Below are 16415 nucleotides of genomic sequence, written 5' to 3'. Positions count from 1 at the left end.
TCAGCGTCTCTTCAGATAGCCGCTGGCAGAGCTGCGGCGTTGAGGGGGTGGTGCTGCCGGTCGCGCTTGCGTAACCGGTGCAGCGGGTGGTGGTGCGGGCTGGGCTTGGCGTACAGCAGCAGGCGCCGGTGTTTGCTCAACGTCAAGTCGCTCACCCTGAACAGGCTTGATGTTCAAGGCGTCATCGAACAAACCGGACTGGGCCAGGGCTTGTCGCACCCGGTCCCAATCGTGTTCCTGGTAGCGGTTGATGCCGAGGTAATGCGCCATGGCGAGGCAGTACACCATTAAGTCGAGCGCTTCGTTGCGCTCTGCCTTGCCCTTCACCCATTCGATGCGCTTGTGGCCGCGCACGTAGCGCACAACTTTGCGTTCGGCGACGCACTGGGCGAAGAATTCGTCCGGCAGGTCGTTGGCAAAGTGCAGCGATCCCGGTCCGTCCGGGAATGGATAACGGTTGTAGATCCAGTCTTTAGCGGTGTCAGTGCCGACGAACCACAGCTCGGCACCGTTGCGTTCGGTCTGGCCCTTCCATGTCACGTCGACCATGGACGGGCGCTGTGCAATCACCGGCCTACCAGGCTTGCTTGCGCCCTTGATGGCGAAGATGTTGCGCCAGCGGCGAACGCGGCAGAACTGGTAAACCTCATCAGTGTGATGACCACCGGAGTCGACACCCACGGCGAGAATCGCCAGACCTACGCCGCAGGGATGCCGGTAACGGGCCTTGAGTTTCTCATCCAGCACCGCCCAGGTGCGTTCGTCTGCCGGGTCGCCCCAGATGATCTGGTGATCAACAACCCAGCGCTCCATGCCGACGCCGAAGCCCATCACCATCAATTCCAGACGGTTGGCCTGGACGTCGACGGCGCCGGTCAGCATCAGCACACCGACCGGCATCGAACCGAGGGTGTAGTTTTCCAGCCGCGCCCGAGCGATCAGCACTTCTGCTTTGGTCTGTTCGAGCGCACTGTCCCAAACCTTGGCCAGACGCGTGTTGTAGAACACCTGCATCAGGCTCGTATCACCTTGAGCCTGGGCTTTTTTGGCGTCCTCAAATTCGATGGCAAGCGAAGCCCAGTCCATCCACCCGGTCGGCGAGTACAGCGCGTTAAGATGAAAGCCAACGGTCTTGCCGTCGCCAGCCGCATGGGCGCGCCACTCGCCTCGGGCAAGCATGTCGCTCTTGTGGTGTTCCTCAATGAGCACGTCGCATTCAGGGGCAGCGCACTCGTAATGCACAGTGCTGAGGTCCTTGCTGTAATGCAGCCGCTCCCACTCCAGCACCTGCATGTGACCGCAGGTAGGGCATGGCACGTAGTAATAGCGCTGGTCGCTGGACTCGAACAGGTCAGCGATCCGCGAGGCGCCTTTGATCGTCGGCGAGCTGGAGAAGTAGATCTTGGCGTTGCGACCGAAGTTGGTCGCCCGCGTCTCTGCCAGCTTGATGGGGTCACCCTCTTGGCCTACGTCGTTCTCCCAGCGGTCGACTTCGTCGCCGTAGATATAACGCGCCGACAGCTCTGAAAGGTTGGCCGCAGAACCGGCGGTGGTGACGTACAGCGAGCCACCCTCGAACTCCTTGGTGTCCATCGTGTTGCGTGCGTCCCGCGAGCGGGTGGCCGCGACCCGCTCGCGCAGAACGGGAGTGGCCTTGATGGTCTTGCTGATTCGCCCCGAGACCCGCTTGGACAAGCCAAGGCTGGGGAGCAGCGCCAGGATGTTTGACGGCGCCATGTGGATCAGGCCACCCATCCAGTTCAGGGCGATCTGGGTTTTCATCAACTGCGAGGCCACCATGGTGATCACGCGTCTGCAAGGGTGAGCCGGCGACAGGCAGCGCATTGGCTCGCGGGCATAAGGTGTCCGTGAGGTACGGTACTGGCCGGGCTCAGGGGCACCGGTGTCACGCGGGATCCGCATGTACTCATCGGCCCATTCATCGATCCAGAGATCTGGGTCTGGGCGCAGTCCACGGAAATAAGCCTCACGGTACACCTCTGCACCGTCAGGAAATTCCGTGTGCATGGGTTCAGTCCGATGTCATGGCGTGTTCAAGGTCCGCTGCAGAGAGGCGCTCGGCTTCTTCCAGCGTTCGACGGAAGGTCGCCGTCAGGTGTTTTTCAATCAGCCACGGATCGGTCATGGCGGCTAGATCGTGGGACAGTTGCGGCAATGGTCCGAACAACTGATCACGCAGCAAGCGGCCCGCGTTGTAGGCGCCGACTGCGACCGCTTCCTTGGCAACCAGTGAGCCCTGCGCTTTGCCCAGCTCAATCTCGGCCAGCTTGGCCATGTTGTGCTCACGCAGGGCGCGGGCCTTTTGGAAGTCGGGCTGCTTGCCATCGCCAGTGAGAACCTGCGGCGGCGCAGCCGTAGAAGTCGGCTCGGTCTGGGTGGACAGTTGGCTGTAAACGTCACGCTGAATCCGGTCCTGCTGATGTCGTTCGGCGACGGCGACCTTGCTCGGGTCTGCGGTGTCGCGAATCAGCGCTTCGGTGGCATGTACATCAACCTGTTTGCCGTTGGGCGAAAGTACCAAACGGTTGTTATCTTTCAGCCAGGTGATGTAACTCGGCGACCTGCCGAGCCGGGCCGCGAAGGCACTCTTCGACAGGTAGGTTGGTTCTGTCATGAGCCCTCCTTTTTCAACGTATTTCAATGAATCCTTTCAAGATTTCAATGATTGAAATTTCAGTAAGCTGGGGAGCCTGCGGCTAACAGTTTCCCGCGGGTTTCCGACCCCGTACCCTCCGAATAACCCCAGGGTCCCCGGCGGTTTCAGGCTGGTCCGCTGCCATTCGGCGGGACATCGCACACGCCAAGCCGCTTGGCAGCCCAGCGTTCGTACAAGCCAATGGCAACATCTGCACCGGCCATTGCCGTGAGACAACCCAAGGCGCCCGCCGTCCAGAGCGACATACCCGCCGCGATCATCAGCATCATTGCCGAGACTCCGCAGACAATGCAGGCACCGGATCGAAGCGCAAGCCGACGCATCAGCGCCCAGCCACGGGCACCATCCTTGTCTGCTCGCCACATCTCACCGGATACGCCGCCGACCAGAGCCAGGACGATCACCAACCAGATCGGCATTTCTGCCAGCGCTTGCTGCTCATTTGTCATGTTGTGCCTCAAGTGAAGGAGCATGCCGAACACAAAAAAGAAAACCCCGCCGGAGGGCAGGGTTTTCAATGTCGCGGCATACGCCAGGACGAAGTGCACAGCACGTGCTCGGGGAAGCGCCAAGGCGCAGAATCCATATCGTGGGGACTTTTTACCCCCTGAGTACGGAACCGAAAAGGGGGCATTTTCGGTTATCCAACTTGACGCAACTTTGACGCAACTTTGAGGAGACTTTGAGGTAAAGCGCCCCGACCAACGGTCAGCCACTTACGTGCGTCCTTGCGCTCGGCCAGCACCTCAAAGAGTCGGACATGAAGGCGGTGCACAAGATCGTAGTAGGTTTGCTTCGCCTTTGAGACGTAACCAAGTTCATGCATCTGCGCCGCCCATGTCGGCGCAGGGTCAAAGCCATAACGCAAAACTGCCAACTGTTGCAGCCTCTCACCCCGACCATCTTGACGGGCAATCTCGGAAAGAGCGGCACCAACTTCCTGAGCAACTGCATCTGGACCTGCGCCACCGCCAAGAAGGATCCGTGATCCGGGCGTGCCGCGCGGCGCACAGCCGCCCCACTCCATGATCGTGGCCATCGGGCTGCCCATGCCACCAGCCTCACCGCCTTGTCGGCATTGCTCGCCCCAATGTTTCAGCAACAACTCCATTGACTCAATCACAGCCCTGCCCCCCGCAAAACCGAACCCAACACAGAAAAACCACAACCCGACACAAACCCAACACAAATAAATCCCTTTAAATCCAATGCTTTAATCGTACTTGAGTTGAGTGTGTTGGGTTTGTTGGGTTTATTAGTCTTCGCATAAGAAAAAAATCCTTCTATTGAATTCGATGCAAAGAACGTCATGCATGCGCGTGCGCGACACAAAACCCAACACACCCCACACAACACCCGCGAAGGCATGTGATTAGGGCACTCAAATTGTGTGGGGTATTCAAAATCAACCCGACACACACTCAACACACCCAACACACTTTTGAAAATAGTCATGCTGCAAGCGCCTTGATGTGATCCCAGCTGTCCACGTGCCAGCCCGCCAGCTTGGCCTTCGCCCGCCAGTTCTCCACCTGCTTGCCCAGCTCTGCCGCCTTGAGTGATGGGGGCGGGGAAGCATCCAGATCCACAGGAAAGAAAAACGCGCCGAAGCGACGGTTATTGCCGTCAGTCCAAGGTATCGCCCGCGTTTTATCCACTTCGGAACTGATAAATAGAGAGAACTTGGTCTGACTCATCACGTGCTCTTTGTTGCGCTGGCACCATTCGAGAAACAACGAATAGAGGTCGGTCGATAGACACGGTCCCCAAAGCCCATGCCCCAGCTCGCTGTACTTCCACAGATGCAAGAATGTTTGCCAGCCGGCCCGGCTCAAGGCCACCAAACGCTCACGCGCCTCGGTCGATGGCGGCCGCGTACGCTGGTTGAAGTCCCCTAGATCGACCGACAATAACCAACCGTAGAGCGCCGCCACCCCACCCTGCTCCAGTTCACGACCAATCGCCTTTTGCCTTGCGACTGGCAGGGTCTCCATAGGCCACATGACCAGCATTCGTCGATCACTGTCGCTGATTGGCCACGGAAGAATCTCGTTGCTGAGAAACACCGCGTTCATGTGGTTGGCTTCTTCCCAGCCATTAATGAATTTCGACTCCATCCGCACCGTTTTACCAGTGATCAAGTGCTTGATCTTGCCCACCTGGTTGTAACGTTGATCGCGACTGACGACCTCTTCAAATACCGACCACAATTTGCGGCTTTGCCACGCGTTGAAACTGCTTTCCAATTGCGTCTGACCAACAGTCGCCGCGTATTGGCCGTAAAGCATGCCGAGTGCGTCAGCGAACAAAAGGCTCTTGCCCGAACCTTCCATGATCGAATGCATCAACACAGCGGTATCCATCTTGGCGCCGAGGTGTTGCAGCGGATACGCCAGCCAGCGAGTTAGCCAATCGGTTGCAGCTTCATCGTGGTTACAAAGAAAAGAAATCAGCCAACGCAGGTTGGCACACGCTGCATCATCCCTGACTGGCTCAAGCGGCAACCCGTCAAAGGTATTGATGTACACCGCAGGATCCTTCGTCATGGTCGGATCAAACACGATGTGTTCAACATCGACGGTGCGGCGCTCACTGCTGTTCAACCACAGCGGGTAAGTGTCACCCAGCGCCATCTTCACCGCGCCCTCGGCTATACGCCGCTTCTTTTGCCGATCCCAAACGTCTTTGGTGCCATCGATGTAAACGTAGCGATCGGTTGGAGACATCCCGAATGCACCGCCTTTCTTCCCAGCCATGCGGCGCGCCTGCTCGATCTCGCGAACATGGTCGTCAGAAATCAGCCTCTTTCCGGTGTCGTCCAACCAGGCTTTGGCCAGAGGCTTGCCCACGCGAGCTTCGAAGGCGGACTTCTTCATTACCTTCGATTGGTCGCAGTCCCACACGTGCGTGGTGCCCTCGACCAACGCAAAACGACGCAGAATGTGATCCAACGTTATGACCTCCCCCGCCCCCCCGTCAGGAGCAGGAGCGGCCTCGCTGGACGGGCATGTTTCGTCGGAGATCGGCCCGCTCAATTCACCGGATGGGGTGGGGGGAAGATCATTCGGATCTGGACGGGCGGCGTATTGCATGCCCAACATTCGCGCAGCATCCCTCACAGCCTTCGACTGGTCGCCACCGTGCTCGAGTAAGCAGAACACTTCAAAGGCGTCGTTCTGATGCCCGTTCGCGAGAGGGTCAGCACCGTGGTGCGAATAAACCTTGTCCTCACTGATCGTCACCCCTGGCAGACCGGTGCTGCTTTGAGGGTACAGCCACTTATTGCCTCGCTTGATGTATCCATGGGCACGAAGAAGCTCCGCAACATCGTGACAACGGTTGAATTCATCAATTACCGAGGGCTGTTTGCCGCCACCGAGTGCAGGACGCTTTTGGGTTTTGACCGGTGGCTTTGGTGGCACAATCGCCCATGGACACGCAGCTTCAGCATCTCGCTTAAAAAACTCCCAATTCTGCCAAATGGTAAGCAGCTCGTTGGTCAGCCTCGGCAGCCCGTCAGTAGCATTTGGAGCGGTTTTCCAGATGTAAGGTTTGCCGGTACCGGGATGAATTGATGGTGGAAATACGTCTTGCACCAATCCCGCACGTAGTTCAAAGACCGTGAAACGTTTGAACGGCTCGGCTTCGGTTCGTGCAGCAGCTTCTGCGCCAAGATCACCCTGCTCTTTCGCAACCTTAGCCTTGTCCATCAACCGTTTGAAAATAGAACCGTCCGGGTCTTTTTCATTCGGCCATGAAAGTGAATGACGCGTGAGTTCGATGCCTTCCGGCACCTTGAACACCACCCGGAATCGCAGCGGATTCCCGACGATAGTCGGGAACACTACTGCCATCGCATCAAGGTCAAGGCCCAACAGTTCATACAGAACATGTCGCGTCCATTGAACGTCATCAACATCCAGTGAACAAACGCGGCTCGGCCCCAGCACGACGCCAAGGTTGTGATTTGGGTTTCGTTGCCAGAACGCCTCGGCCGTGTTGGCGTCGGTGATATAGCCTCCGGGCTTATTCCACCCTAGGCCTTTCGGAGCCTTTTCACCTGGATCAATCGATACGAGTGCCAAGTCAAAAGTACTGATGTAACGCTTTGCCCATGTAGCGATGGCTGTTCCTTTGCCCGACTCACTCATCGCCGGGCCTCCCGCAACTCCTGACAAGAGACACAGGTCTCGCAACCTTCAACCTTCTGCTGTCTAAGCAACGGGATTGGTTCGTCGCAGTCGTCACAGAACTGCGCGCTAACGCGGCTCGATGGCACGCGGCGACTGCGATGAATAGCAACATCAAGCAGGTATTGCGCCTGCTCGTTTGCGCGGTCGATATCATCAGGCATTGATGCGATCCTCCATCGCCTGACGAGCGCCCGCCATGATTCCAAGGACTTCGCGTATCACATCCATTCCGTGCTTTTCGAGATCCACGACTTCATGAAGCTCCCAGACGTTGTCCGCCGCTCCGTCGTGCATCTTGGCCACGAACTCACCGGTTTCCCCGAGTAGCTTACCAACCGCTTTCAAGGCATCACGGGTTGCCGGTACGGGCACGGGCCGGTACCAAACCGCACCTGCTGGACGCATCAATGCGTCCAGCAAGCGTGGATCAGCGGTCAGCCTGATCACTTCCTCAAGCTCATCTGGATTCAGCCAGCGGCGTTCTTCATCGAGCTTGAGTTTCTTCTGGAGCGTGTCGTTGTCCAACACCATGTCAAAGGCAAGGGCGGTGATTCCGCCCTTGTAGTCACGACCAGCGCGATAAATCGCTTGGCGTAGTGGCAGCACCGGACCAGCGTCCGGCAAAAGATCTGTGCGACTCATAACCGTAAATCCCCTGTTTACGGTGTAGCCATAGCTCAGGGTAAACCCTATCCTACGACTACGACCGATGTGCATGTGCTGTGTATCGTCGTAGCTGGGCTGGGGGATTTTTTGGTGAGAGGCCCCAGCTCAGCACCTTTTAAGCTGCTGACTTTAGATCGGCCGCTTCTTTCTCTTGGGTGTATAGGCATTCGATTGCCTTACCCGTTACGTACCGGACATCTGCTCCTTTCGCGGCGCGATTAATGGTCGGCTGTGTTGTTCCTACGCGATCTGCAATAACTCTCTGGGACAAACCAGACCGCAGCAGCTCCGCAAGCATTTCTTGGATAGTCATATCGTTCACCGATGCGCTTTCGCATTGGTCGCCACAATACACAAACGTATTGAATGATTCAATACACTCGGCGATACGTTTTTGAATCAAGGCAGAGAAAAAGTGATCGGAGACCGCATCGCCCAACGCATGCAGGAATTGGGACTGTCAGAAGGCGAACTCGGCCGGCGCTCCGGCGTTCCGCAACCGACGATTCATAGAATTGTGACGAACGCGGTAACCAGCCCACGCCATGAAAATATCGAAAAGATCAGCAAAGCTTTGAAGGTCAGTAGCAACTGGCTTTGGAAGGGAGGCGAACACAAAGACCCGATGATTGATCAGGGCGCGCCATCTGCGAATGAGACGAACGTTGAACCTGGGCCAGCTATTAAAGGCTACGTCCCTCTCATCTCATGGGTTCAGGCCGGCGCATGGTGTGAGATCGAAGACGTTAGGACCCTTGATGACGCAGAGATATGGCTGCCTTGCGCCGCTTCTCATAGCAGCCAAAGCTATGCCCTGCGAGTACGTGGTCTATCCATGTTCAATCAACATGAACGTCGATCCTTTCGAGACGGAGACATCATCTTTGTTGATCCCGCGAAAGACGCGGAAAATGGTTCTCTTGTGATTGCCAAACTCATGGATAGCCAAGAAGCGACCTTCAAACAATTGGTGATGGAGGGCAGCCGCCGGTTTCTGAAACCGCTGAATCCCGCATGGCCAGAGCCGATCATTGAGTTAGGGGCCGACGCAATCATTTGTGGCGTAGTATTTTCGAAGCTAGAAATTTTCTAATACATAACCCAAAAAAAGGCCCGCAGCGATGTGGGTTTTTTTTGCATCGTGAAAAATTCAATTCAAATACGTATTGACTGAATCAATACGTATTTGTATCGTTTGCACAGTAAATCTCTCACCAAAGAGTACGAACATGCAAACAACACAGCACAGCAACACTCGTTGCCCGGTGTACCTACACCCATCAGCTTGCACTAACCCAGAAGCCGTTAAAGAGATTCAAAAACGCACCGGCCTACTGGTAATCGTCGCTCCTGGCTCTCGCTTAGCACCGGCAAAAGTGAATGTCATCACTCACGAATGCGGACCGTTCGGGGGTGATGCAGCATGAAGCCTCTATTAATTGGTCTCGCTGGCGTCGCCCGCTCTGGTAAAGACACCGCCGCGCAGCATCTGGTAAGCCAGCATGGATTCCAGGCTTACGCGTTCGCTGACCCACTGCGTGACGGTCTGATGCACATCCTCAACTTGAGTCCTTGCGACTTCGACGGTGCGCAGAAGGAACTGCCGCTGCCATGGCTCGGCAAATCCCCTCGCCAGTTAATGCAATCACTTGGCACCGAGTGGGGTCGCAACAACGTGCATCCCGAACTCTGGCTGCTGCTTGCGGAACAGAACCTCGACCTACTCGCTCGCACCCACGACGAAACACGCGGCTTTGTCGTCAGCGACGTGCGGTTCGAAAACGAAGCGGACTTCATCCGTAAGCGTGGCGGCGTGGTGATTCACATGGAGCGGATAGCTGCTCTCACCGTCAACCAGCACAGCAGTGAAAACGGTGTCGTGCGCGCGCCGGGAGATATCTGGCTGCCGAATGATGGGCCGTTCGAAGAGTTGTTCACCAACCTAAACCATATTGTGGACACCCTGCACACCCGTGCTGCGGCGGCCTGAGGCAGCGTTATGACAAACCGCACCCTGGACGAATCCGCCGCATTGCTCGGACTCAAGCCCCGCGCCTTCCGCACCAGGTTGCGCGAGCTGGGCATTCTCAACAGCAGTGGCGATCTAGCCAGCCAGCACCGTGATCGCGGCTATCTGTATTCGGATCCGCGTAGCACCGTGATTCCGTCTCTCAACAAGTGCCGTCATTACTCCGTGGTGATGGTGAAGGAAGAAGGGATCGAATGGCTGGCCAAAAAGCTAGGAATCATCATTACCAAAAAGGACGCCGCTGCATGAAAACCAACAACCTCAATGCCTACACGCAAGCCCTCGGCGCCCTGAAGCTGATCCCGATCTACTTGAACTGCCCGGGGGTAGTCAGCCGCGCAACGCTCGTTGGCGCCTCGACGGAAGCCATCCAATTACTGGAAAGCATGCCCGTACTAAGCACCGAGCTGGCCGAGGTATTCCGCTGCGTCAACAACGTGATCCTTGACGGGCAAGTCGCCTACGTTACGCCGACTAACTCGCCTGAGTACCCATTCGGCGCGGTAGTGGCTGACGCCAAGGGCAACATTTGTGCGGCTGCAATGGGCAAAAGTAAGGAAGGCCTCGCCGAGCTGATTCGCCTCAAGTTGCTGCCCCCATCGGAGGGGTTCGGGGAGAACGCAGCGTGAACAACACACTTGAACAATTGCGACGTCAGTTCGCTACTCCATGCCCGACCTTGGGCGCTGTTCGGGAACAGTACTTCGCACACATTCGCACCGACCGCTACCTACTGGCCGAGATCAAGGCAGGTCGGATCGCGCTGGTCGTGAAGCGGCTGCACGGGTCGGCTCGCGCTCAACGAGTGGTGTACCTGCACGACCTGGCCGAGTTCCTCGACGCCCAAGCGGCGAAGCAAGCGGCTTGATTTCAACGGTCGCCTCTGCCGTCCAGAGGCCAACAAATCGCACATCAATAGGCACAGCACATGAAACCTACGGATACGGCCGAATTCATCGGCGAACTCAACGCAGGCGTCTTCGCCAATCAGATCGGTCACGCCCTTTCTGAAGTGGCATCGGGAGTTGTTGATAACGGCAAGGTCGGCTCGGTCACCCTGACCTTCACCTTGAAGCAGATCGCCAACAGTCATCAAGTTACCGTCAATCACAAGCTCGCCTACAAGGTGCCTACCAAACGCGGCAGCCGTACCGAGGACACCACCCTCGATACCCCGATGCACGTCAATGAGGGAGGTCGCCTGACTTTGTTCGCCGAAGCCCCCCGCGCCGGTCAGCTATTCAACCGCGACGACGCACCGATTCACGCGAAGTCCTAAACCGTTCGATTCCAAACCTCTCACCAAAGGAAGTCGATTCAATGGAAGCCAAAGCAATTCAATTGATTCAGGACACCGCCGTTCTGGCCTATGCCAAGCCGCTGGATACTTTCACCCCAGCGTTGGTATTGCCGTCTGACCAGAAGATCCACAGCATCGAGAAATTTCAAGCCGCTCGTAGCCGGTTCCGCGGCGCGCTCACTACCCACTCGCTGCTGGACTTCGGCAATTACGTAATGACGCAAAGTGCCGAGGTTGTAGCGTCTGGTTTTGTGGACGCCGAAGCAATGTCGTGCACAGTCATTTTCAACCTGGGCGACACCACGTCACCAGGGCACGGCGACTTCACCGCCACCTTGAACTTGAGAAAAACGGCTGCCTTCCGGGCGCTGGAACGTGCAGCCTCCATTCAGTTCGCGCAGAAAGAACTCAGCGACTGGATCGAGGATTGGGCATCGAATCTCCAAGCTCTCGCAGCCGATGACAGCCCCATCGATTTGCGTAAAGCCGCGAGCGCCATCCGCTCCATCAGCATCGAGCAAGCACGCAAGAGCGAACACATCGTCGGCGACCTAAGCGCCTCTCGTTCAGCGATGGACCAGATTGAGGCCAAGTCCTCAGAAGGGTTGCCTGCTGAATTCCTGTTCACCGTCGAGCCATATGAAGGGCTGAAAGTCCAGATCATCCGCCTGCGTGTAGCCGTTCTCACTGGCGGGGACAAACCCCTGCTACGCCTGCGCTGGATTGGAGAAGAACAGCTTCGCGAAGACTTGGCACAAGAGTTCAAGGAAGTCGTGCAGCACGAAGTCGGGGGCGGCGCGCAATTGACTATCGGCAATTTCAACTTGGGCTAACCACCCTTCCCCCCCCTCCGCCGGCCTCTCACCAAGTATCCCGGCGGAGGGATCTACTGAGGTACACAGCACATGACTGCAATTCAAATATACGCACTCATCTCCCTGGTCGTCTTAGCCGGCCTACTTGTCTGGGCCGGTTATTTCATTGGGCATAACGACGGTATGTCCGCAGGCATGAAAGAAAGCGATGCGATCCAGCGTGCCGAAAGCGCAAAGACCATTCGCGAATTGAAGGCTTCCCTTGACTTCATTAAGGCTGACCACGCCCGCCTCGCGCGATTCAGCAAGCTCCTTCAAGGAGGACTGGCCCTCGGCGAAACCGAACGTCAGGCGCTACTCGACATCGCCGAGAAGCTTCGGATTGCCGCCGAGACGTTTGCCGCCTTCCGCACAGGCAAAAAACTCGAAAGAGACACGATTGAGCTACGTGATAAAGCGCTTGCCATGGCAGCTCTTCTCGCTCCGGTGACTTCATGATAGCGCTCCGCCGAACGGTCCGAATTCGCCGAGGGCAAATGCCACCTCTCGACTTACAAACCATCTGCGACAAGTGCAACACCTCGCGGGCACATGGCAACCATCAACAATGCAGCAAGCAGCGCCAAGCCGAAGGTATCGCCCGGCGAGCAGCGGAGAAATCACAATGAGTGCAGCAGAAAAAATCGACTTCCACATCACACCCGGCGCCTGGTTCCGGCAAGACTTGCTGTACCCAGTTTTCGGCCTGAGCACCGAAGCAGTCCGCAAGTACCGCACCCGAGGCCTGTGGCTTGAAGGCAAACACTGGCGTTATGACCCGGCCAACGTAATCGTCTACAACCGCGCAGCCATTGAGCGCTGGATGGAAGGGAAACCATGATCGATAAGATGCCGACCGGCGTTGAGATGAACGGCAAGCAGTTGCGCATCTGGTTCATCTTCAACGGCCAACGGTGCCGGGAACCACTGGAAGGAATCTCAAAAGTAAACAAGGCCGCTATCGCTTATGCGGATAACAAGCGTCGGACCATCCTCGCTGAAATCAAAGAGGGTCGCTTCGACTACGCGGCACATTTTCCGAAATCGCCCAGGGCTGCAATGTTCACAGGCGCTGGCGGCCCTTCGCTAAAGCGTACAGTGAAGGAAGGTATTGATCGCTGGTTAGAGGTTCAGCGCGCGCTTAAAGCTTCAAGCACCGTCGTAAACTACGTGAGCAAAGCAGTACACGTAGAGAAGAAATTCGGTAAGCGTCGGATCGTCGATATCAGCAAGAGCGACATCGAGTTGTTTCAAGCGCAGCTGCTGAAGCAAGGCTTGGCTCCGAAGACAGTGAACGACATTTTCACTGTCGTTCGCGGAGTCTGGGCCGACGCATTCGGTGACGGAATACTAAAAGCCAACCCGCTCGACCGAATCAGCAACGTCGGGGCAGACGTCGACCTTGAGCATGCTGACCCCTTCAGTCGCACCGAGATCGAGTTGATTGGTAAAGCGGACCCCGGCCGGCGAGCTGATGCCCGAATGATTGAGTTCAACTGCTGGGCCGGTCTGTCTCTGTCCGAGCTTATCGGACTGGCTGTTGAAGACGTCGACCTCCAAGCCGGCCTGGTACACATCCGGCGGGCACTGGTCGTAGGAGAATTCAAAGTTCCCAAGGAACGCTCAAGGGTAAGAGTCGTTGAGCTGATAGACCCTGCCCTCGAACTTATGCGGGAGATTGTGGCTGCTGCCAAGGACGCACAAGCCGAAGAGATCACGGTTATCCAACGCGACAACATCACCTCCAAGAAAGTGAAAGTGAAGTTCCTTTTCCGTAGTTCCACCAGCGGCTTACTCTGGAGCGGCAAGACATTGAGCAACTGGTTCACCGCTCATCTCAAAAAGGCGGAAGTCCGTCATCGCGGGGCGAACCAATGTCGCCACACCTTTGCCAGCCAGATGCTTTCGAGCTACGTTCCGGTCGAATGGGTGGCTAGGCAGCTAGGGCACGCCGATACAACGATGGTACGAAAGCACTACGGGAGATGGATACCGAAGGACACGAAGAGCATGGCGGGTATCGTCTCGAAGATGTTGGGATTCAGAACAGATTGAACATAGGCCCGATATGGCCTGCGATAAATTGATGTAATGTTCTGATCTTCGAACGTTGCCAAGGATCGTCGCCATGAGTTCAAGTGAAAATGCTTTTTCTGAAACACACGTATCAGAAGCGTTGAACGATCTGAAAACTTTGGCGCTGAGGTTGCGGCAACTGATTACGACTCAACCTCCCAAGGATTTGCTGGGTTATATCTACGCAGGTCTACTATTTGGCGGAATCACGAGGTCTAACGAAGACGCACCAAACAAGACGGCAAAATCTTTAGCAAAGCTTAACGTTGATGAAGCCCAATTCCTTCTTGAATACGTTCATGCCGTGTTGGCTACGACTCCGCTGCAAGTCGATACCGCACTCAATGAGGCTATCTGCGCGGAGATCATTCTCGTCGCCGCGGAGCTGAGAATGGCATCAATGATCGCTACGATGCTGATCGCCTCGGAAACCTCCGAAACCGAGTATGGACCTGGAACGAAGGATCTCATGTTTCATGCCCTAACCACGTGGGTATTGATTCGAGGAGGACGCTACCAGGTATTGGAGGAAGAGTTTTTTAGCTTCGCCCTTGAACCACACAATGACGCCCTTCTACAGACCTATGGCGTAGGGGCTGACGAGGTAGCAATCGGCATACAAGAGCTAGCCAATTCAATACGCATGGGGCACGACAAGGCCGCTCGTGCAATTGAAAGCTCCATGAATAATGCACAACAGTTTGTGCAATCTCGCGGACAATCAATGGAAGAAGGCATGAAGCATTGGAGAGCCGAGCGTGCGGAAGAGGCCGACTCCGCCAGCGCTGCATTCGTTGATCTTTTTCAAGGGGGCATCTGCAACGCCCGGCAACATACCAAACTCCCGGATATTCTTTTAGATGATCTCTCATACGAGTTGGCTGAAGAAACAGAGTTCTATGCTCCTGGAGATTACTCAGGAACTCCATTTCGTACGCTGCCCGCACGCAAAAAACCGCTGATCAAATTAGATGGAGCTCATTACCTAACCGATCCAAGTTTTGCCCGTGATGCCGCGTACCGAGCGATTCTTTACAACCTTTTAGTTCGAGATCCCGGATATTCCGAAAAATTTAAACAAAACCAGAAGGAATGGAGTGAAAGCTCATTTGTAAAAATTTTTGGTCGCCAGCTAAAAGGCGCAAAAATTTTGAACGAGGTTTATTACCGTCGCAATGGTAAGTGGTTCGAAAACGACACCTTGGTCATGCTCGATGGAGTACTAGCTGTAATTGAGGCGAAGTCAGGCGCAGCCGCGACCATTGCTTCACCCGCCGAGAGTTTCGAGCGCCACGCAAGGGCAGTGCGTGACTTGGTCGTGAAAGCCTACGATCAATGTCAGCGGTTCATTGAGTACCTCGCTTCAGCGGACGAAGTGCCAATATACGAATTCAAGGATGGCCGGTACGAAGAGGTGGCTAGAATCCGTCTTGCCGACTACTGGCTAGTACTACCCATAGGATTGACAGTAGAGTCTTATTCGCCTTTCTCCACTGGCAGCAAACAGCTGACAGGGATAAGCCCCATTTTGGGCAAACATCCATTTATATCTGTAGCCATCGATGAGTTGCTCGTACTCAACCGTTTCCTTCCTGGTACCGGAGCGCTAATCCATTATTTAAGCATTCGTCAGGAAGCTGCAGGGATCAAAGAGGTATTCCTATTTGACGAATTCGATCATCTAGGGTCATACATTGAGAATAATCGCTTCTGCCAAACCGTGCGTCGACAACTGAAAGAAGGTGCAACCCTAATTACCATGGATGGTATGAGCTCCATTGTGGATGATTATTTCAGCACCCACGATTGGGAAAAAAAGCAGCCACCTAGACAAGATATTCCAGACGAACTCCAAAGGTTACTCGCAGCTCTAAATGTGACTCGAGCTTCTGGCTGGATTGAGGCTGATAACCGTCTGCGTGATTTTAGCTTTGAAGGTCGCACAAACTTGGCTCAGCAGCTTGAACCTTTGAGAAGGAGCCTTCGTCAGCATAAATACCGTTATTTTGCAGTACGCGTTGACGTGGGAATGCTGTTTTGGATGCATCGCAGTGGCGATACTCCTGACATCTCAGCCGCTCAGTTCAAAGCACAAGTCGCAGCCGAATCCCTCGATGTCGAGAAGGTCATGCTGATCGTTTTTGGAGTAAGTGATCAGGGCCAGTACTCCCATGCAACGACGTACTGGATTCAGCGTGAGCAGATGACTTCGGATGCAATAAAAGCGGACGCGGCAGCACTGAGCTGCCGGACTATTGAACTGACGACCTCATCGTCCGCGTTAGCTCAACGCCCGGCACGAACTCCGGGTCGCAATGAGCCCTGCTGGTGCGGCAGCGGAACAAAATTCAAGAAGTGCCACGGCCGTTAAACGGATGGCCTATAGCCGCCTGAGACGGCTTCACAGAAGCCTTTTATGCCCTAAATTTGCCCTAACCAAAACTTGATAAACGAAAAAGCCCCCGTAATCATCAATGATTACGGGGGCTTCGTCTTGTTCAATAATGGCGGAGAGATAGGGATTCGAACCCTAGGTACCGGTGAAGGTACAACGGATTTCGAATCCGTCCCATTCGGCCACTCTGGCATCTCTCCAACGGCGCGCATCATAACAACACTT

At 55.6% G+C, this 16415-nt stretch carries 19 protein-coding genes and 1 tRNA gene; 11 read left to right on the top strand and 9 right to left on the bottom strand.

Annotation, left to right across the window (positions count from 1 at the left end; genetic code table 11):
• The 8 genes from OK411_RS07840 to OK411_RS07805 all read right to left on the bottom strand — a co-directional run bounded on the left by OK411_RS07840 (window position 1) and on the right by OK411_RS07805 (window position 7512).
• The gene (locus OK411_RS07840; protein ID WP_264364678.1) at window positions 1-2028 is read right to left on the bottom strand and encodes a phage terminase large subunit family protein; all 2028 of its coding nucleotides are present in this window, start codon (window positions 2026-2028) and stop codon (window positions 1-3) included.
• Between the two features lie 4 nt (window positions 2029-2032).
• Window positions 2033-2635: a terminase small subunit gene (locus OK411_RS07835; RefSeq protein WP_264364677.1), complete on the bottom strand. Its 603-nt coding sequence runs from the start codon at window positions 2633-2635 to the stop codon at window positions 2033-2035.
• A gap of 146 nt (window positions 2636-2781) precedes the next feature.
• A complete protein-coding gene (locus tag OK411_RS07830) occupies window positions 2782-3126 on the bottom strand; it encodes a phage holin family protein (RefSeq protein WP_064364626.1) in 345 nt (114 codons plus the stop codon).
• Between the two features lie 191 nt (window positions 3127-3317).
• Window positions 3318-3788, bottom strand: coding sequence for a hypothetical protein (locus tag OK411_RS07825; protein WP_241662889.1), 471 nt, complete (start codon window positions 3786-3788; stop codon window positions 3318-3320).
• An 8-nt stretch (window positions 3789-3796) separates the two neighbouring features.
• On the bottom strand, window positions 3797-4132 hold the full coding sequence (locus OK411_RS07820) for a hypothetical protein (RefSeq protein WP_264364676.1): 336 nt from the start codon (window positions 4130-4132) through the stop codon (window positions 3797-3799).
• Window positions 4129-6828: a bifunctional DNA primase/polymerase gene (locus OK411_RS07815; protein WP_264364675.1), complete on the bottom strand. Its 2700-nt coding sequence runs from the start codon at window positions 6826-6828 to the stop codon at window positions 4129-4131. Before OK411_RS07815 ends, OK411_RS07820 begins: the two co-directional genes overlap by 4 nt.
• Complete coding sequence (locus OK411_RS07810) at window positions 6825-7031, bottom strand: TraR/DksA C4-type zinc finger protein (protein ID WP_264364674.1); 207 nt, start codon at window positions 7029-7031, stop codon at window positions 6825-6827. The genes OK411_RS07815 and OK411_RS07810 overlap by 4 nt, the downstream gene beginning before the upstream one ends.
• Window positions 7024-7512 carry a phage regulatory CII family protein gene (locus tag OK411_RS07805; protein ID WP_264364673.1) on the bottom strand — a complete coding sequence of 163 codons (489 nt, stop codon included), beginning with the start codon at window positions 7510-7512 and terminating at the stop codon, window positions 7024-7026. Before OK411_RS07805 ends, OK411_RS07810 begins: the two co-directional genes overlap by 8 nt.
• 418 nt (window positions 7513-7930) lie before the next feature.
• Here OK411_RS07805 and OK411_RS07800 point away from each other — a divergent pair, with 418 nt between their 5' ends.
• The 11 genes from OK411_RS07800 (at window position 7931) to OK411_RS07750 (ending at window position 16166) form a co-directional block, all read left to right on the top strand.
• Window positions 7931-8629 carry a LexA family protein gene (locus OK411_RS07800; RefSeq protein WP_241662888.1) on the top strand — a complete coding sequence of 233 codons (699 nt, stop codon included), beginning with the start codon at window positions 7931-7933 and terminating at the stop codon, window positions 8627-8629.
• A gap of 330 nt (window positions 8630-8959) precedes the next feature.
• Window positions 8960-9526, top strand: a complete 567-nt coding sequence (locus OK411_RS07795; protein ID WP_264364672.1) for a deoxynucleotide monophosphate kinase — start codon at window positions 8960-8962, stop codon at window positions 9524-9526.
• A gap of 9 nt (window positions 9527-9535) precedes the next feature.
• Complete coding sequence (locus OK411_RS07790) at window positions 9536-9814, top strand: hypothetical protein (RefSeq protein ID WP_095667284.1); 279 nt, start codon at window positions 9536-9538, stop codon at window positions 9812-9814.
• Complete coding sequence (locus OK411_RS07785; protein ID WP_101158488.1) at window positions 9811-10194, top strand: hypothetical protein; 384 nt, start codon at window positions 9811-9813, stop codon at window positions 10192-10194. Before OK411_RS07790 ends, OK411_RS07785 begins: the two co-directional genes overlap by 4 nt.
• The gene (locus tag OK411_RS07780) at window positions 10191-10433 is read left to right on the top strand and encodes a pyocin activator PrtN family protein (RefSeq protein WP_101158487.1); all 243 of its coding nucleotides are present in this window, start codon (window positions 10191-10193) and stop codon (window positions 10431-10433) included. Before OK411_RS07785 ends, OK411_RS07780 begins: the two co-directional genes overlap by 4 nt.
• A gap of 60 nt (window positions 10434-10493) precedes the next feature.
• Window positions 10494-10844, top strand: coding sequence for a hypothetical protein (locus OK411_RS07775; RefSeq protein WP_073473053.1), 351 nt, complete (start codon window positions 10494-10496; stop codon window positions 10842-10844).
• Between the two features lie 41 nt (window positions 10845-10885).
• Complete coding sequence (locus OK411_RS07770) at window positions 10886-11698, top strand: DUF2303 family protein (protein WP_101158486.1); 813 nt, start codon at window positions 10886-10888, stop codon at window positions 11696-11698.
• 72 nt (window positions 11699-11770) lie between these two features.
• On the top strand, window positions 11771-12178 hold the full coding sequence (locus OK411_RS07765; RefSeq protein WP_101158485.1) for a hypothetical protein: 408 nt from the start codon (window positions 11771-11773) through the stop codon (window positions 12176-12178).
• A 166-nt stretch (window positions 12179-12344) separates the two neighbouring features.
• The gene (gene xisR / locus OK411_RS07760; protein ID WP_073473060.1) at window positions 12345-12560 is read left to right on the top strand and encodes an excisionase family protein; all 216 of its coding nucleotides are present in this window, start codon (window positions 12345-12347) and stop codon (window positions 12558-12560) included.
• Window positions 12557-13774, top strand: coding sequence for an Arm DNA-binding domain-containing protein (locus OK411_RS07755; RefSeq protein ID WP_101158484.1), 1218 nt, complete (start codon window positions 12557-12559; stop codon window positions 13772-13774). The genes xisR and OK411_RS07755 overlap by 4 nt, the downstream gene beginning before the upstream one ends.
• Before the next feature lie 73 nt (window positions 13775-13847).
• The gene (locus tag OK411_RS07750) at window positions 13848-16166 is read left to right on the top strand and encodes a YecA family protein (protein ID WP_218239546.1); all 2319 of its coding nucleotides are present in this window, start codon (window positions 13848-13850) and stop codon (window positions 16164-16166) included.
• A 134-nt stretch (window positions 16167-16300) separates the two neighbouring features.
• Here the strand turns inward: OK411_RS07750 and OK411_RS07745 are convergent.
• Window positions 16301-16390: transfer RNA gene (locus OK411_RS07745), tRNA-Ser, on the bottom strand.
• Window positions 16391-16415 lie beyond the last annotated feature (25 nt).

The sequence above is a fragment of the Pseudomonas sp. RG1 genome (genome assembly GCF_025910115.1).
Lineage (GTDB): Bacteria > Pseudomonadota > Gammaproteobacteria > Pseudomonadales > Pseudomonadaceae > Aquipseudomonas > Aquipseudomonas atacamensis.
Note: the sequence above shows the minus strand (reverse complement) of the source record. Positions and strands in the feature narration are given on the sequence as shown.

Coding starts and splice junctions, on each gene's coding strand:
- OK411_RS07840 (WP_264364678.1), bottom strand. CDS start 2,028: ATGCACACGGAATTTCCTGACGGTGCAGAGGTGTACCGTGAGGCTTAT.
- OK411_RS07835 (WP_264364677.1), bottom strand. CDS start 2,635: ATGACAGAACCAACCTACCTGTCGAAGAGTGCCTTCGCGGCCCGGCTC.
- OK411_RS07830 (WP_064364626.1), bottom strand. CDS start 3,126: ATGACAAATGAGCAGCAAGCGCTGGCAGAAATGCCGATCTGGTTGGTG.
- OK411_RS07825 (WP_241662889.1), bottom strand. CDS start 3,788: ATGGAGTTGTTGCTGAAACATTGGGGCGAGCAATGCCGACAAGGCGGT.
- OK411_RS07820 (WP_264364676.1), bottom strand. CDS start 4,132: ATGACTATTTTCAAAAGTGTGTTGGGTGTGTTGAGTGTGTGTCGGGTT.
- OK411_RS07815 (WP_264364675.1), bottom strand. CDS start 6,828: ATGAGTGAGTCGGGCAAAGGAACAGCCATCGCTACATGGGCAAAGCGT.
- OK411_RS07810 (WP_264364674.1), bottom strand. CDS start 7,031: ATGCCTGATGATATCGACCGCGCAAACGAGCAGGCGCAATACCTGCTT.
- OK411_RS07805 (WP_264364673.1), bottom strand. CDS start 7,512: ATGAGTCGCACAGATCTTTTGCCGGACGCTGGTCCGGTGCTGCCACTA.
- OK411_RS07795 (WP_264364672.1), top strand. CDS start 8,960: ATGAAGCCTCTATTAATTGGTCTCGCTGGCGTCGCCCGCTCTGGTAAA.
- OK411_RS07790 (WP_095667284.1), top strand. CDS start 9,536: ATGACAAACCGCACCCTGGACGAATCCGCCGCATTGCTCGGACTCAAG.
- OK411_RS07785 (WP_101158488.1), top strand. CDS start 9,811: ATGAAAACCAACAACCTCAATGCCTACACGCAAGCCCTCGGCGCCCTG.
- OK411_RS07775 (WP_073473053.1), top strand. CDS start 10,494: ATGAAACCTACGGATACGGCCGAATTCATCGGCGAACTCAACGCAGGC.
- OK411_RS07770 (WP_101158486.1), top strand. CDS start 10,886: ATGGAAGCCAAAGCAATTCAATTGATTCAGGACACCGCCGTTCTGGCC.
- OK411_RS07765 (WP_101158485.1), top strand. CDS start 11,771: ATGACTGCAATTCAAATATACGCACTCATCTCCCTGGTCGTCTTAGCC.
- xisR (WP_073473060.1), top strand. CDS start 12,345: ATGAGTGCAGCAGAAAAAATCGACTTCCACATCACACCCGGCGCCTGG.
- OK411_RS07755 (WP_101158484.1), top strand. CDS start 12,557: ATGATCGATAAGATGCCGACCGGCGTTGAGATGAACGGCAAGCAGTTG.
- OK411_RS07750 (WP_218239546.1), top strand. CDS start 13,848: ATGAGTTCAAGTGAAAATGCTTTTTCTGAAACACACGTATCAGAAGCG.